This is a genomic window from Streptomyces sp. NPDC093600, from assembly GCF_044764755.1.
GTDB lineage: Bacteria > Actinomycetota > Actinomycetes > Streptomycetales > Streptomycetaceae > Streptomyces.
This window is the reverse complement of the sequence record NZ_JBIWIU010000005.1, coordinates 1-13466: the sequence shown is the minus strand read 5'-3', so window position 1 is coordinate 13466 and position 13466 is coordinate 1. Positions and strand designations below refer to the sequence as shown.

Sequence of the window (13466 nt, the reverse complement as noted above, 5' to 3'; positions counted from 1 at the left end):
GGAGGTCACCGACTCCTTGCCACTCTCAACTTATAGCGCACGGGGGGCCTTGCGGCAAGGCCCTGGTGCGGCCGCAGAATGATCGGCCCAAGGCGAGAACCTGCATGGAATGGGCGTGTTGTCGATGATGGACGTGATCGTGGTCGGCGGCGGACCGACCGGCTTGATGCTGGCCGCCGAACTGCGGCTGCACGAGGTGCGGGTGGTCGTGCTGGAGAAGTCGGCCGAGCCGACCAGGCAGTCACGGGGGCAGGGCCTGCACGCGCGCAGCGTCGAGGTGATGGACCAGCGCGGCCTGCTCGGCCGTTTCCTCGCGGTCAGCGAGAAGTTCCAGGTCGGCGGTCTGTTCGGCGGCATCATGAAGCCGTGGCCGGAGCGGCTGGACACGGCGCACCCGTACGGCGTCGCCGCCCCGCAACCGGTCACCGAGCGGTTGCTCGACGAGCGTGCGCGGGAGCTCGGAACCGAGATCCGGCGCGGCTGCGAGGTGGTCGGGCTGAGCCAGTCCACCGACGAGGACGGGGTGACGGTCGAGCTGGCGGACGGCACACGGCTGCGTGCGCGGTACGTCGTCGGGTGCGACGGCGGCCGCAGTACGGTGCGCGGACTGCTCGGCGTCGGTTTCCCCGGTGAGCCCGCCACGGTCGAGACGCTCCTCGGCGAGATGGAGGTGACCGCGGATCCGGCGACGATCGCCGCCGTCGTCGAGGACGTCCGCAGGACGCACCTGCGGTTCGGCGTCACCCCCGGCGAGGACGGGGTGTGCCGCGTCGTCGTGCCCGCCGACGGGGTGGCGGAGGACCGTGCGACCGAGCCGACCCTCGACGACTTCAAGCGGCAGCTGCGGGCCCACGCGGGCACCGACTTCGGGGTGCACTCGCCGCGCTGGCTGTCCCGGTTCGGCGACGCCACACGGCAGGCCGAGCGCTACCGCGTCGGCCGGGTGCTGCTGGCCGGTGACGCGGCGCACATCCACCCGCCGACCGGCGGGCAAGGTCTCAACCTCGGCGTCCAGGACGCGTTCAACCTCGGCTGGAAGCTGGCCGCGGAGGTCGACGGCTGGGCGCCGGAGGGCCTGCTCGACAGCTACCACGCCGAACGGCACCCGGTGGCCGCCGCCGTGCTGGACAACACCCGCGCGCAGATCGCTCTGATGGGGACCGATCCGGGGGCGACGGCGCTGCGGGAGCTGTTCGCGAGGCTGATGGACTTCGAGGAGGTGAACCGGTACGTGACCGGGATGATTACCGCGCTCGACGTCCGCTACGACTTCGGCGAGGGCCATGAACTGCTGGGCCGTCGGATGCGGGACGTGGAGCTGAAGCGCGGGCGCCGCCTCTACGAGCTGATGCGCGGTGGGCGCGGGCTGCTGCTCGACCGGACCGGCCTGCTGTCGGTGGCGGGCTGGGCGGACCGGGTCGACCATGTCGCCGACGAGAGTGCGGAGTTCGACGTCCCGGCGGTGCTGCTGCGGCCGGACGGCCATGTGGCCTGGGTGGGCGACGACCAGGAGGAGCTGCTCGGCCACCTGTCCAGGTGGTTCGGCGCCGCCACCGGCTGAGCTCGCGGCCCGAGCCTGGCAGGGCCGGGGCCGGTGGCCGTACGGAGAAGTGGCCCGCCTTTGCCGGGCGGGCCACTCTCGTACGCGCTCTCGGGAGCCGTTCGTCGACGCCTAGGGCGGCGTCATGGTGCCTCTCAGGCGCGCTTGACCGTGAAGGCGCACCACGCCGTCCACTCCGAGACCGTGCCGCCGTCCTTCACGCGCATCCGCCAGCGGTAGTCGCCGTCCGTCAGCTTCCCTTCCGGGAGTTGGTAGGCCGCGTCGTGGCTGGTGTCGCTGGTGAGCTGCTTGCGTACGACCCGCGCGCCGGCGGCGGTGTCGACCTCGAAGACGACCTTGCGTCGCGGGCCGGGCTCGCCGGTCTCGACCGTACCGGGGGGAGCGACCGATTCCAGGGTGGCGGTGAGGGTCGGTGAACCGCTGGTGACCAGGGGGTCGCCCTGGGGGCTGCCGCAGATCTGGAAGCCCGCGTAGGCGCTGTCGGAGATGCGGGGCACCTCCGGGGTGGGCAGCAGCAGGTCGTTCGGGCCTGCGTCGGCGGCCTCGGCCGCGGGTTCCGCCGACGCGGCGGCGAGGGCCAGGGGGGCGGCGACGGCGCCGGCCGCGAGGGCCGCGACCAGTGCCACCGCCGCGCGCCCGGTGCCCTTGCGGGTCCTGTTACGCACACGCATGACTGTGTCTCTCTTCCTCATGGGCCGGCTACTTGACGTAGAGCGTGTGGTCGGGATCGGGGAACTGGATCTGGGTGCACTGGTAGGAGGTCCAGCGGTGTTCGGCGACGAGCCGCTTGCCGACCTCCTGGCAGCCGGCGAGGTTGTGCAGGTCCTCGTACTTGGTCCAGCTCGCGGCGGTGTTGGGCTTGAGGCGGTTCGCCGAGATGTACTCGGCGGCCTCGGTGCCCGCCGTGACGCCGTCGGTGCCGTCCCAGCGGTAGTGGACGCCCAGCCAGACGCGGCCCACGGCGTTCTCCGTCGCGGCGGCCGAGATCGTGGAGTAGGTGCGGGTCACGCCGACGGCGTTGGGGTCCTCGGTGGTCGCCGTCCAGGTGATCCGGTCGGTGCCGAACCAGTCCTGCGTGGCCTTCGCCCAGGCGCCGGCGAAGGTCGCGTGGCCTGACACGTAGGCGGGGAAGGCGGGGCTGAAGTGGTTGCCGTTGCGGTCCTGGGACAGCGGCTGCCAGTTCGGGTCCGCGGTGGTGCGCGCGTTGCCATCGCCGTCGAGCCGGATGGCGCTCTCCGGACGCCACAGGTCGATGTCGGTCTGGTACTTCATGTCCCACGCGACCACCGAGGCGTCCGCCATCGCGAACGCGGTGAGGGCGAAGAGCTTCGCGTTGCCCGCGACCGTCAGACCGTGCTGACGGGAGAGGATCTGGGTGTGGTCGAAGAGCTGGCCCGGCGGCTTGTAGGTGCCGTCGAGGTCGTTGGCCCAGAACAGTGCGGCCTCGCTCTGGTCCGCGGTCCGGGTGGTGGAGGCCGCGCCGCCGAGGCTCTTGACGTCGTTGACCTGGTCCGCGTAGGCCTGACTGGGGAGCAGGCTGCTCATCAGCGTGTGGTCGGCGGGCCCGGCGGGCCGGAACTGGGTGCTGGAGGCCATGCCGAACGGCTTGACCCTGCCCCACTCGGGGGTGGCCCCGTTCCCGGTGCCGGTGGGGCGCCAGTATCCGGGGGCGGTGCTTCCCGTGTACGGGGCGGCCGTGGCGGAGCCGTCGTTCTGCCGGGCGGCGATCATCGCGGCGGCGGCCTTCTGACCGACCTCCGTGCCCGCCGCGCGCTGGGCGGAGGTGACGGCGGCGGGGATCGTCGAGCGCGCCGTGGCTATCTCGTCGTCGAAGTCGTGCTCCGGGTAGACCGACCTCAGGACGTCGAAGGCGGCGTGGTCGATGGCGCTGTTGACGTCCGGCACGGCCCCGTTGGTGGCCGTGGCCTTGACGAGGTAGGCGGCGCCCAGGCATTTGGTGGTGCCTTCGGCGCAGCGGGCGGAGTTGGCGGCGTCGTAGATCGCGCCGTGCATCATCGCGCCGGCGCGCGCGAGCGGGCCGGGCGCGCCGCCGACCTGGCGGTAGGTCGCCAGAAGGACGTCGTTCCAGTAGACGACGTGGTCCTTGACCGGGTCGGCCGGGGTCTCGTACGTCACGAGGATCGACGGGGCCTGCGGCGCGTCCGCCGAGGCGAAGATCTTGAACGCCTTGTAGTCGGTCTCGTCGGTGGCGCGCAGGCCGATGGTGTCGACCGTACGGCTGGTCGTGGACCACTGCTTGACGAGCGGGGTGATGTCCTCGGAGATCCAGCGCGTGCCGCAGTCGGTGTGGCCGTGGGTCTGCGTCGACGTCGTGACCTTGGAGCGCCAGGCGGGCTGGCTGCTCCAGCGGGTGGTGGCGGAGGCGGTGCCGGTGTCCCAGATCTCCCAGGAGCGGGCCTCGCAGGAATCCGACCAGGTGGCGTAGAGGTTGAGCTCGGCGTTGAGGATGTCCTGGCCGGTGACCGAGGCGTCGCGCGGGAAGTTGATGAAGGACCGCGCCTCGCTCTTCTGCCATTCCCGGCCGACGTTGAGGCCGGCGTTGCCGGAGAAGTCGACAGTCTCGCCGTTGCGGACGAAGGTGTCGAAGTTGGTGCCGAAGTAGACCGCGGGGTCGATGGTGACGGGGTACTTCGTGTCCTTGTCGGCCAGGAAGTCCTTGTCGGCGCTGACCTTCAGGTCGAAACCCCCGGTCCGCTGGCGCAGGTCGAGATCGACGCGGGCCCGCTGGGCGCCTTCCCTGCCCGCCTCGTCGGCGGAGGCGTCCCACATGAACGGCGTCGGGGCATGGCCGACCGTCCTACCGGTCCTGGCGTCGGTGAGGGTGAGGGTCTCGTCGGCCTTCTGGCTCGCCTTGAGGCCCTTCGCGCGGACGGGCAGCGTGAAGGTCGCCGCGCGTTCGGCGGCCGCCCGGTCCTTGACGACGAGGTACTGCTCGAAGCCGGTCCTGGTCGCTTCGACGACCAGGTCCGTGGCGGGCATGACGTTCTCGTACGTGGCCCGGTGGCCGTCCAGTTCGGGCTCGGGCAGCGCTCCTGGCCAGCCGAGGGAGACGGCGTGCTCGCCGCGCCCCAGGGTGACGAGGTCGCCGCCGGCGGCGGCCCTGGGCCCGGCGAGGGTCAGGCCGCGGGGGTGGGCCTTGGAGCGGATGGAACCGTCACGGTTCTTGACGAGGGACACGTCGACCGCGACCCACTCGCCGTTCTCGCGGTACCGGACCGGGCCCGCGAACGACTCGACCGACATGGTGCCGTCGGGGTTCGCCCACAGCGTCGTGTTCTCGGTGCGGGCGCCGATGACCTCGATGCGCCGACCCTGCGCCTGGGCGGTGAGGCGGGCGTTCGTCGCCTCGCGGTCCGCGGCGCTGCCGGAGGCGGCCGACCGCGCGAGGGTGGTCGGGGAGGCGGGGACCGTCGCGGTCGCCACGGGAGCCATCGAGAGGGCGGCGCCCGTCTCGGCGAGGAGGATCAGGGCCAGAGGGAGGGCGAGCCGCCGCCCCCTGCGGCCGGTCCATCGGACCGGCCGGTGGATCTATGCACGCTGTCGACTCCTTGTGATCAAGAGCGGGGAACAGACGCGCGCAAGCCTCCAATGATCCACTTCCACTGTCCATGGTCTTTCTCGCCGCGGCAACGTGATCATCGCGACCGCGGAATGGGGAACTCCGCAGGCAATGGTGCGTCAGGTCCGGACCAACTCAGCCGCTCCGAAGGAGACGTTGAAGCGGTCGCACCAGATGCTGACGCTGGTGTACGCGCTCCAGTCCACCCCGGCGGGCAGCGCGTAGTTCTGGTCGCCCTTGTTCCCCTTGAGCTTGCCGAGGCTGACGTACTCGCCGTCGTCGAAGACGTGCCAGCCGGCCTCCCCCGGCTTCACCGGCGCGTCGGTGAGCCAGACGCGCAGGTCCGGGCCGTTGCTCGTGTCCAGGCCCTCGATGCGCAGGGTGTGCGTGCCGCCCTCCAGCCGTACGAGTCTCACCGACCCGCTGGTGGCGTGCTCGTGGCTGATCAGTCGGCCCTCGGCGAGGGTCCGCGGCCCGGACGGGGCGGCGGAGGGGGTCGGGGTCCCTCCGGGTGGGGCGGGAGCCGGCGCCTCGGTGGCCGCCGCCGAGGGGAGCTCCTCGCGCACCGTCTCGTCGACCCAGAGCGCCCAGGGCTTGAACCACACGAGCCCGAAGGCGATCACGGCCAGTACGACGACCGAGAGTCCGGCGGTGAGCTTCTTCTTCGCCACGCGATCCATGGTGCGCCCCCTTCCTCCAGGGCCTTCTCCAGGCCCGTTCCACAGGAGTATCCCTGTCCCTCGCGGCTCATGGGAGTGGCGGCCGGATCCCGGAACGCGGTCAGCAGCCGCCGGAGGCGGCCGGGGCACCGACGCCGATCTGGAGCGTGCCCGGGGCGGCGCAGCAGCCGCCGCCGGCGCCCGAGTCGGCCTCGGGCTCGTCGAAGAGGCCCGCTCCCCCGCACACACCGGTCTCGGGGAGGGTCAACTCCACGCGTTCGGCGGCTTCCTGGTCACCCGCCAGCGCGGCGGCGATCGAGCGGACCTGCTCGTAGCCGGTCATGGCGAGGAACGTCGGCGCGCGGCCGTAGGACTTCATGCCGACCAGGTAGACGTCCCGTTCCGGGTGGGAGAGCTCCTTGACGCCGTGCGGATAGACGGTGCCGCAGGAGTGCTGGTTGGGGTCGATGAGCGGGGCGAGCCCGACCGGCGCCTGGAGGCGCTCGTCGAGGGCGAGGCGCAGCTCTGAGACGAAGGAGAGGTCGGGGCGCAGGCCGGTCAGGACGATGACCTCGTCGACGGGGTCGAGTCGGCGGCCGTCCTCGGCGACCAGGACGAGCCGGTCGCCGTCGCGCTCGACGGCGGCTGTACGGAAGCCGGTGACGGCGGACGCGCGGCCGGTGTTGACGGCGGCCTTGGCGCGCAGGCCGAGGGCGCCTCGGGCGGGCAACTGGTCGGCCTCGCCGCCACCGAAGGTGGAGCCGCCGATTCCGCGCCGCAGGATCCAGACGGCGTGGGTGTCGCCGTCCTCCTCGGCGAGGTCGGCGAGGAGCGCGAGCGCGGTGAACGCGGAGGCGCCGGTGCCCACGACGGCGGTGCGCCGGCCGGCGTAACGGGCCCTGACCGCCGGATCGCCGAGGTCCGGCACGCGGTAGGAGACGCGGTCGGCCGCCGCGCGCTCGCCGAGGGCGGGCAGCCCGTCGCCGCCGAGCGGGTTCGGGGTGGACCAGGTCCCGGAGGCGTCGATGACGGCGCGGGCGAACAGGCGCTCCTCGCGGCCGTCCGCGTACCGCACATGGACGGTGAAGGGCTGCCGCTCCCGGTCGGCGTCGACGACGCGGTCGCGGCCGGCGCGGGACACGCCTGTCACGCGGGCGCCGTAGCGGACCTTGGCACCGAGGACGTCGGCGAGCGGCTGGAGGTAGCGGGCGGCCCAGTCGCCGCCGGACGGGTAGGTGGCACCGTCGGGCTGCACCCAGCCGGTGGGGGCGAGGAGCTTCTCGGCGGACGGATCGGTCAGCTCGGCCCAGGTCGAGAAGAGCCGTACGTGCGCCCACTCCCGTACGGCCGTTCCGGCGCTCGGGCCGGCTTCCAGGACCAGGGGTTCGATGCCGCGCTCGACGAGCCGGGCGGCGGCCGCGAGGCCGATAGGGCCGGCTCCGATGACCACGGTGGGCAGGGCGGCGGCCTCGACGAGTGGCTCGGACACGATGACTCCCCTAGTTGATTCGACGTATGTCGATGTCTTCTGCGGCCAGCATGGCACCTGCTTCGACGTCCGTCAACATAGACATTCATCGAATCAGAGCGGGAATCAGAACCGAGCGGGAGCCCCTGATTCGACATATGTCAACATAGACACATGTCGAATGCGAAGGTGCTGCCGCTGCTGGAGCCGGAGCTCGCCGAGCCGTGCTGCCCGCCCCTGACCGAGCGCCCCCTGTCCTCGGACGAGGCCGACCGGACCGCGAAGATGTTCAAGGCCCTCGGTGACCCCGTCCGTCTGCGGCTCTTCTCCGCCGTGGCCTCCCACGAGGGCGGAGAGGCGTGCGTGTGCGACATCTCCGACGTCGGCGTCTCCCAGCCGACCGTCTCCCACCACTTGAAGAAGCTCAAGGAGGCCGGCCTGCTCTCCTCGGAGCGCCGCGGTACGTGGGTCTACTACCGCGTCGAGCCGTCCGTCCTCGCCGCGATGGGCCGGCTCCTGACCAAGGCGGCCACGGGCTGACACCCCTGCCCGGCGCCGCCGCCGCGCACGACGGCATCGCGGGGCGGGGTCACGCGACCGCGCGCCCGGCGGCCGCCGTGAACTTCTTCCGCCAGGCCAGCGACACGTACACCAGCGCGACCAGGACGGGCACCTCGATGAGCGGGCCGACGACGCCGGAGAGGGCCTGGCCGCTGGTGACGCCGAAGGTGGCGATGGCGACGGCGATGGCCAGCTCGAAGTTGTTGCCGGCGGCCGTGAAGGCGAGCGTGGCGGTGCGGTCGTAGGCCAGACCGATCGCCTTGCCCAGCAGGAAGGTGCCGAACCACATCACCGCGAAGTAGACCAGCAGCGGCAGCGCGATCCGGACCACGTCGAGGGGCTGGGAGGTGATCGTCCCGCCCTGGAGCGCGAAGAGGATCACGATCGTGAAGAGCAGGCCGTAGAGGGCCCAGGGGCCGATCTTCGGCAGGAACGTCGACTCGTACGACTCGCGGCCGAGCTTGCGCTCACCGATCCGGCGGGTCAGGAAGCCGGCCACCAGCGGGACGCCGAGGAAGATGACGACGTTCAGCGCGATCTCCCACATGGAGATGTCGAGGCGCTCGCCCTCGCCGAGGCCGAGCCAGCCGGGCAGCAGGTCGAGGTAGAACCAGCCCAGCAGGCCGAAGGCGATGACCTGGAAGACGGAGTTCAGCGCGACGAGCACCGCGGCCGCCTCACGGTCGCCGCAGGCCAGGTCGTTCCAGATGACGACCATGGCGATGCAGCGGGCGAGCCCGACGATGATCAGGCCGGTGCGGTACTCCGGCAGGTCGGGCAGGAAGATCCAGGCCAGGGCGAACATGATCGCCGGCCCCAGGATCCAGTTGATGACCAGCGAGGCGATCATCAGCTTGCGGTCGCCGGTGACGGCGTCGAGCTTGTCGTAGCGGACCTTCGCGAGGACCGGGTACATCATGATCAGCAGGCCGGCCGCGATGGGGAGGGAGATCCCGCCGATCTCGACCTTGGCGAGGGCGTCGTCCAGACCGGGGATCAGCCGCCCCAGGCCGAGACCCAGACCCATGGCCAGCAGGATCCAGACGGCGAGGAAGCGGTCGAGCGTCGACAGTCTCGCGACGACCGAGGACTCCTCGGCGGGCGCGGGCGCTTGGGTGGGGGTCACGGGCAGGCCCTCTTGTTCTCGGCGGCGGTACGAGCGGACTCGGCCAGGTCGGCGAACTGGCCGGCGAGGCGGGCGATGACGTCGGGGCGGAGCCTGTAGTACGTGAAGCGCCCACAGGGCTCGGTCTCGACGACACCGGCCTCGCGCAGCACGCGCAGATGGTTCGAGAGGTTGGTCTGCCTGGCACCCGTCTCCTCCACCAGATGGGTGGTGCAGAGCGTCTCGCGGGCGAGCAGGGTCACGATCCGGAGCCGCAGAGGGTCGCCGAGGACCCGGATCAGTTCAGTGTCGACTGACGTCAGCATGGACTGATACTGTCACATCAGCGGTGAATGGCACCAACGGATGCTGATACGACAGGCGTCCGGCTTCCCTCACCCTCCTCGCCAGGCCGTGCGACAAGAGAGACCTCCGATGCCCGAGAAGCCCTCCGTCCTGTTCGTCTGCGTCCACAACGCCGGCCGTTCGCAGATGGCCGCCGCCTGGCTCTCGCACCTGGCCGGGGACCGCGTCGAGGTGCGCTCGGCCGGCTCCGCCCCGGCCGACCGGGTGAACCCGGCGGCGGTCGAGGCGATGCGCGAGGTCGGGATCGACATGTCGGCCGAGACGCCGAAGGTCCTCACGGTCGACGCGGTCGAGGCGTCGGACGTCTGCATCACGATGGGCTGCGGCGACACCTGCCCCGTCTTCCCGGGCAAGCGCTACCTCGACTGGACCCTGGAGGATCCGGCCGGCCAGGGCGTCGAGGCGGTCCGCCCGATCCGCGACCGGATCAAGACGCTCGTCGAGGGCCTGATCGAGGAGATCGCCCCGGCGAGGCCCGCGTGAGCGGCCCGGCCTGATCGGCAGGACGCCCCTGGGGAGTGGACGCGCCTAGCCGATCAGCGGGCTGCGCCGTTCGACGAGGACGGTGTCGCGCCAGCGGCCGTGGTGGCGTCCGATCCGTTCGCGGGTGCCGATGACGCGGAACCCGGCGCGCTCATGCACGGCGAGACTGGCCGTGTTCTCCGGGAAGATTCCGGACTGGATGGTCCAGATCCCGGCGGCCTCGGTGGAGTCGACCAGCGCCTTCAGCAGCGCGGAGGCGACACCACGGCCCCGGGCGGCGGAGTCCACGTACACGGAGTGCTCGACGACGCCCGCGTACGCGCACCGGTCGGAGACCGGGCAGGCCGCGACCCAGCCGAGGACCCGACCGTCACCGTCCACGGCGGTGAAGCGATGCTCGGGCGACTTCGCCGCGTCGAACTCGGCCCAGGTGGGGGCGGTGGTCTCGAAGGTGGCGTTCCCCTCGTCGATGCCTGCCTGATAGATCTCCAGCACCCGCTCGGCATGCTCGGCGGTCATGCGGGTCACGGCGAACTCGGCACCCATCGGGCGCCCCCTCTCTGCGGGCCGATGGCTCGACGGCGTGGGGGGCCGGCCTGGCGTACGCCGGCCGGCCCCCACGTGTCGTCCGATGCGGTCCTAGGTCGTGTCCGGAAAGTCTCGCCTGGTCCGCGACGCCCTCCGGGCGGACGGCGATACTTTCCGGACACTCCCTAGGGCCGGACAGGCCCTAGTCGTGGCTCACTGGTCGGAGTAGCTGAAGTCGCCCACCGTCCACGCGCTGACCTCATCGATCGAGACGCGGTACATCCCCCCGGTCTCGGGGATCCCCACGGGGCCCTGCAGGATCCGGGCGACGTGGAAGTGCAGATGCCTGGGCGGCTCGCCCTTCTCGTCGGACGTACGGAAGACCCCGGAGAACTCGCTCAGGCGCTCCGAATCCGTCAGGACCTCCGACACGCGCTGGCGCCACACCGCTTCGGGGGCCAATCGACCGGTGATGACGGCGCCACCCGCGACCACCGTCAGGGACATCTGATTGCTCTGCCCGGACTCCACCATGGCGGCGATGTCAACGAGCAACTCGTCAGGCTTCGACATGGAAGCCGATTCTATTCAAGGGCCGGTCGCATCGGTGCGGCGCGGTCGGCCGACTTCGTCCGCCGGTCAGTTCAGCGCGGCGGCGAACATGCCCGGCTCGTACGAACCCCCCTTCTGGCGCAGGATCACGGCGAGCCGGTTGGCCGCGTTGATCAGGGCGACCAGTGCGACCAGCGCGCCGATCTGGTCGTCGTCGTAGTGCTCGCGCACCCGGGCCCAGGTCGCGTCGGACACGCCCTCGTGGGCGTCGGCGAGCCGGGTGCCCTCTTCGGCGAGCGCCAGGGCGGCCTGTTCGGCGTCGGTGAACACGGTGGACTCGCGCCATGCGGCGACCAGGTTGAGCCGGACCGCGGTCTCACCGGCGGCCGCGGCCTCCTTGGTGTGCATGTCGATGCAGTGCCCGCAGCCGTTGATCTGGCTGGCGCGCAGCGACACCAGCTCCTGGGTGGACGCCGGCAGCGGCGACGTGTGGATCACCTGGGCGGCATGGGCGAACCGCTTGACGAACGTGGCGGCGATGTCGTTCTCGAACAGGCTGAAACGGGCTTCCATGACGTCGTCCTCACTCGTGGTGTCGTACGTGTCGTACGGGACGAACACGAGATGCCGGCGGCCCGCTCCCTGTGACGGAGCGGCCGTGTGACCTGCGCCACCGCTCGGGGGTGTCACAGAGCCGTGCCGAGCGGCGTCCCGTGCGCGTGGCACCGTCGAGAGCGGACAGACAGGAGCAGCCGGTGGAGAGCGAGCACACGGAGCACACCGAGCACGCGCAGGACACGGCCGGGCGGCCTGTCGACGGCGGACGTACGGACCCCGCCACCGAGGCCTTCGTCGCCCACCGCAGGCTGCTGTTCACCGTCGCCTACGAGATGCTCGGCTCGGCCGCCGACGCGGAGGACGTCCTTCAGGAGACCTGGCTGCGGTGGGTGGGGGTCGATCTCGGCACGGTACGGGAACCGCGTGCGTACCTCGTCCGGATCACCACGCGGCAGGCGTTGAGCCGGCTGCGTACGCTCGGCCGCCGCAAGGAGTCGTACGTCGGTCCCTGGCTGCCCGAGCCGCTGCTCACCGCGCCCGACGTGGCCGAGGACGTCGAGCTGGCGGAGAGCGTCTCGATGGCGATGCTGCTGGTGCTGGAGACGCTGGCGCCGACCGAGCGGGCGGTGTTCGTGCTGCGCGAGGTGTTCGACGTCGGGTACGACGAGATCGCCGAAGCCGTCGGCAAGAGCCCGGCCGCGGTCCGCCAGATCGCGCACCGGGCACGGGCCCACGTCGCGGCGCGGCGGCCGCGCGGGGGCGTCTCCCCGGCCGAGACCCGCGACGCGCTCGACGCGTTCCGGCGGGCCACCGAAACGGGCGATCTGCAGGGCCTGCTCGACATCCTCGCCCCGGATGTCGTCCTCATGGGCGACGGCGGCGGAGTCAAGCAGGCGATCCCGCGTCCCGTGGTGGGAGCGGACAAGGTGGCCCGCCTGCTGATCGGCGGGCTGGGCAAGGTCGCCGCCGCGGTGTCGCTGCGGCCGACCGAGGTCAACGGCCAGCCTGCGCTGATCATCCGGCTCGACGGCGTGGTCGACACCGTCGTGGCGGCGCGCGTCGACGACGGTCTCATCACCGGCCTCTACGCCGTACGCAACCCGGAGAAGCTGTCCCGCGTGCACCGGGAGACCGCCCTGCGCCGCTGAGCCGGGCGGCCTCGGACGGGACGAGGTCGTCGCTCCCGCTCCCCCGGAACCGCTCCACGCCGTTCCCCGTGAGGCGGCCACTGGCATCATGGCACTGAGTGTGTTTTGCTGAGGGTACTCAGTGCCACAAGCCTTAGGGGAGCTCACCATCATGGGCAAGGACTTCGACCTTTATCGTCCGTCGGAGGAGCACGACATGCTCCGGGAGACGGTTCGCGCGCTGGCGGAGGCGAAGATCGCGCCGTTCGCGGCGGCGGTGGACGAGGAGGGCCGGTTCCCGAGGGAGGCGCTGGACGCGCTGGTGGCGGCGGAGCTGCACGCGGTGCATGTGCCGGAGGTGTACGGGGGTGCGGGGGCGGACGCGCTGGCGACGGTGATCGTGATCGAGGAGGTCGCGCGGGTGTGCGGCAGTTCCTCGCTGATCCCGGCGGTGAACAAGCTGGGTTCGCTGCCGGTGATCCTGTCGGGGTCGGAGGAGCTGAAGCGGAAGTACCTCGGTCCGCTCGCCGCGGGCGAGGCGATGTTCTCGTACTGCCTGTCGGAGCCGGACGCCGGTTCGGACGCGGCGGGGATGAAGACCCGGGCGGTGCGGGACGGTGACTTCTACGTCCTGGACGGGGTGAAGCGGTGGATCACCAACGCCGGGGAGTCGGAGTTCTACACGGTGATGGCCGTCACCGACCCCGACAAGCGCTCCAAGGGCATCTCGGCGTTCGTGGTGGAGAAGTCGGACGAGGGGGTGTCGTTCGGGGCGCCGGAGAAGAAGCTCGGCATCAAGGGCTCGCCGACCCGCGAGGTCTACCTGGACAGCGTGCGGATCCCGGCGGACCGGATGATCGGCGCTGAGGGCACCGGTTTCGCCACCGCGATGAAGACCCTGGACCACACCCGGATCAC

Annotated in this window: 14 protein-coding genes; 5 read left to right on the top strand and 9 right to left on the bottom strand. The window is 71.4% G+C overall.

Annotated elements, in window-relative coordinates:
• Window positions 1-124 precede the first annotated feature (124 nt).
• Window positions 125-1561: a rifampin monooxygenase gene (gene rox / locus ACIRB4_RS14815; RefSeq protein ID WP_403291834.1), complete on the top strand. Its 1437-nt coding sequence runs from the start codon at window positions 125-127 to the stop codon at window positions 1559-1561.
• A 134-nt stretch (window positions 1562-1695) separates the two neighbouring features.
• On the opposite strand, the gene ACIRB4_RS14810 is transcribed toward rox, so the two are convergent.
• The 4 genes from ACIRB4_RS14810 to ACIRB4_RS14795 form a co-directional block, all read right to left on the bottom strand.
• Window positions 1696-2226 carry a hypothetical protein gene (locus ACIRB4_RS14810; protein WP_403291275.1) on the bottom strand — a complete coding sequence of 177 codons (531 nt, stop codon included), beginning with the start codon at window positions 2224-2226 and terminating at the stop codon, window positions 1696-1698.
• A gap of 34 nt (window positions 2227-2260) precedes the next feature.
• Window positions 2261-5005, bottom strand: coding sequence for a DNRLRE domain-containing protein (locus ACIRB4_RS14805; RefSeq protein ID WP_403291273.1), 2745 nt, complete (start codon window positions 5003-5005; stop codon window positions 2261-2263).
• A 255-nt stretch (window positions 5006-5260) separates the two neighbouring features.
• Window positions 5261-5821 carry a DM13 domain-containing protein gene (locus ACIRB4_RS14800; RefSeq protein ID WP_403291271.1) on the bottom strand — a complete coding sequence of 187 codons (561 nt, stop codon included), beginning with the start codon at window positions 5819-5821 and terminating at the stop codon, window positions 5261-5263.
• Between the two features lie 100 nt (window positions 5822-5921).
• A complete protein-coding gene (locus ACIRB4_RS14795) occupies window positions 5922-7289 on the bottom strand; it encodes an NAD(P)-binding domain-containing protein (protein ID WP_403291269.1) in 1368 nt (455 codons plus the stop codon).
• Between the two features lie 153 nt (window positions 7290-7442).
• Between ACIRB4_RS14795 and ACIRB4_RS14790 the strand changes: the two genes are divergently transcribed.
• A complete protein-coding gene (locus tag ACIRB4_RS14790; protein WP_403291267.1) occupies window positions 7443-7808 on the top strand; it encodes an ArsR/SmtB family transcription factor in 366 nt (121 codons plus the stop codon).
• A 49-nt stretch (window positions 7809-7857) separates the two neighbouring features.
• Here ACIRB4_RS14790 and arsB read toward each other — a convergent pair whose 3' ends face one another.
• A complete protein-coding gene (gene arsB, locus ACIRB4_RS14785; protein ID WP_403291265.1) occupies window positions 7858-8955 on the bottom strand; it encodes an ACR3 family arsenite efflux transporter in 1098 nt (365 codons plus the stop codon).
• Window positions 8952-9260 carry an ArsR/SmtB family transcription factor gene (locus ACIRB4_RS14780; RefSeq protein WP_403291263.1) on the bottom strand — a complete coding sequence of 103 codons (309 nt, stop codon included), beginning with the start codon at window positions 9258-9260 and terminating at the stop codon, window positions 8952-8954. The genes arsB and ACIRB4_RS14780 overlap by 4 nt, the downstream gene beginning before the upstream one ends.
• 109 nt (window positions 9261-9369) lie before the next feature.
• Here ACIRB4_RS14780 and ACIRB4_RS14775 point away from each other — a divergent pair, with 109 nt between their 5' ends.
• Window positions 9370-9783 (top strand): arsenate reductase ArsC, encoded by a 414-nt coding sequence (locus ACIRB4_RS14775; RefSeq protein WP_403291261.1) that lies wholly within the window; start codon window positions 9370-9372, stop codon window positions 9781-9783.
• Window positions 9784-9828: 45 nt separating this feature from the next.
• On the opposite strand, the gene ACIRB4_RS14770 is transcribed toward ACIRB4_RS14775, so the two are convergent.
• The 3 genes from ACIRB4_RS14770 to ACIRB4_RS14760 all read right to left on the bottom strand — a co-directional run bounded on the left by ACIRB4_RS14770 (window position 9829) and on the right by ACIRB4_RS14760 (window position 11436).
• Window positions 9829-10329, bottom strand: a complete 501-nt coding sequence (locus ACIRB4_RS14770) for a GNAT family N-acetyltransferase (RefSeq protein WP_403291259.1) — start codon at window positions 10327-10329, stop codon at window positions 9829-9831.
• A 195-nt stretch (window positions 10330-10524) separates the two neighbouring features.
• Window positions 10525-10884: a hypothetical protein gene (locus ACIRB4_RS14765; RefSeq protein ID WP_403291258.1), complete on the bottom strand. Its 360-nt coding sequence runs from the start codon at window positions 10882-10884 to the stop codon at window positions 10525-10527.
• Window positions 10885-10950: 66 nt separating this feature from the next.
• Window positions 10951-11436 (bottom strand): carboxymuconolactone decarboxylase family protein, encoded by a 486-nt coding sequence (locus ACIRB4_RS14760; protein WP_403291256.1) that lies wholly within the window; start codon window positions 11434-11436, stop codon window positions 10951-10953.
• A 182-nt stretch (window positions 11437-11618) separates the two neighbouring features.
• Here ACIRB4_RS14760 and ACIRB4_RS14755 point away from each other — a divergent pair, with 182 nt between their 5' ends.
• Both ACIRB4_RS14755 and ACIRB4_RS14750 read left to right on the top strand, forming a co-directional pair.
• On the top strand, window positions 11619-12569 hold the full coding sequence (locus tag ACIRB4_RS14755) for an RNA polymerase sigma-70 factor (protein WP_403291255.1): 951 nt from the start codon (window positions 11619-11621) through the stop codon (window positions 12567-12569).
• 151 nt (window positions 12570-12720) lie between these two features.
• On the top strand, window positions 12721-13466 hold a 746-nt coding region (locus ACIRB4_RS14750), incomplete at its 3' end, for an acyl-CoA dehydrogenase family protein (RefSeq protein WP_403291254.1).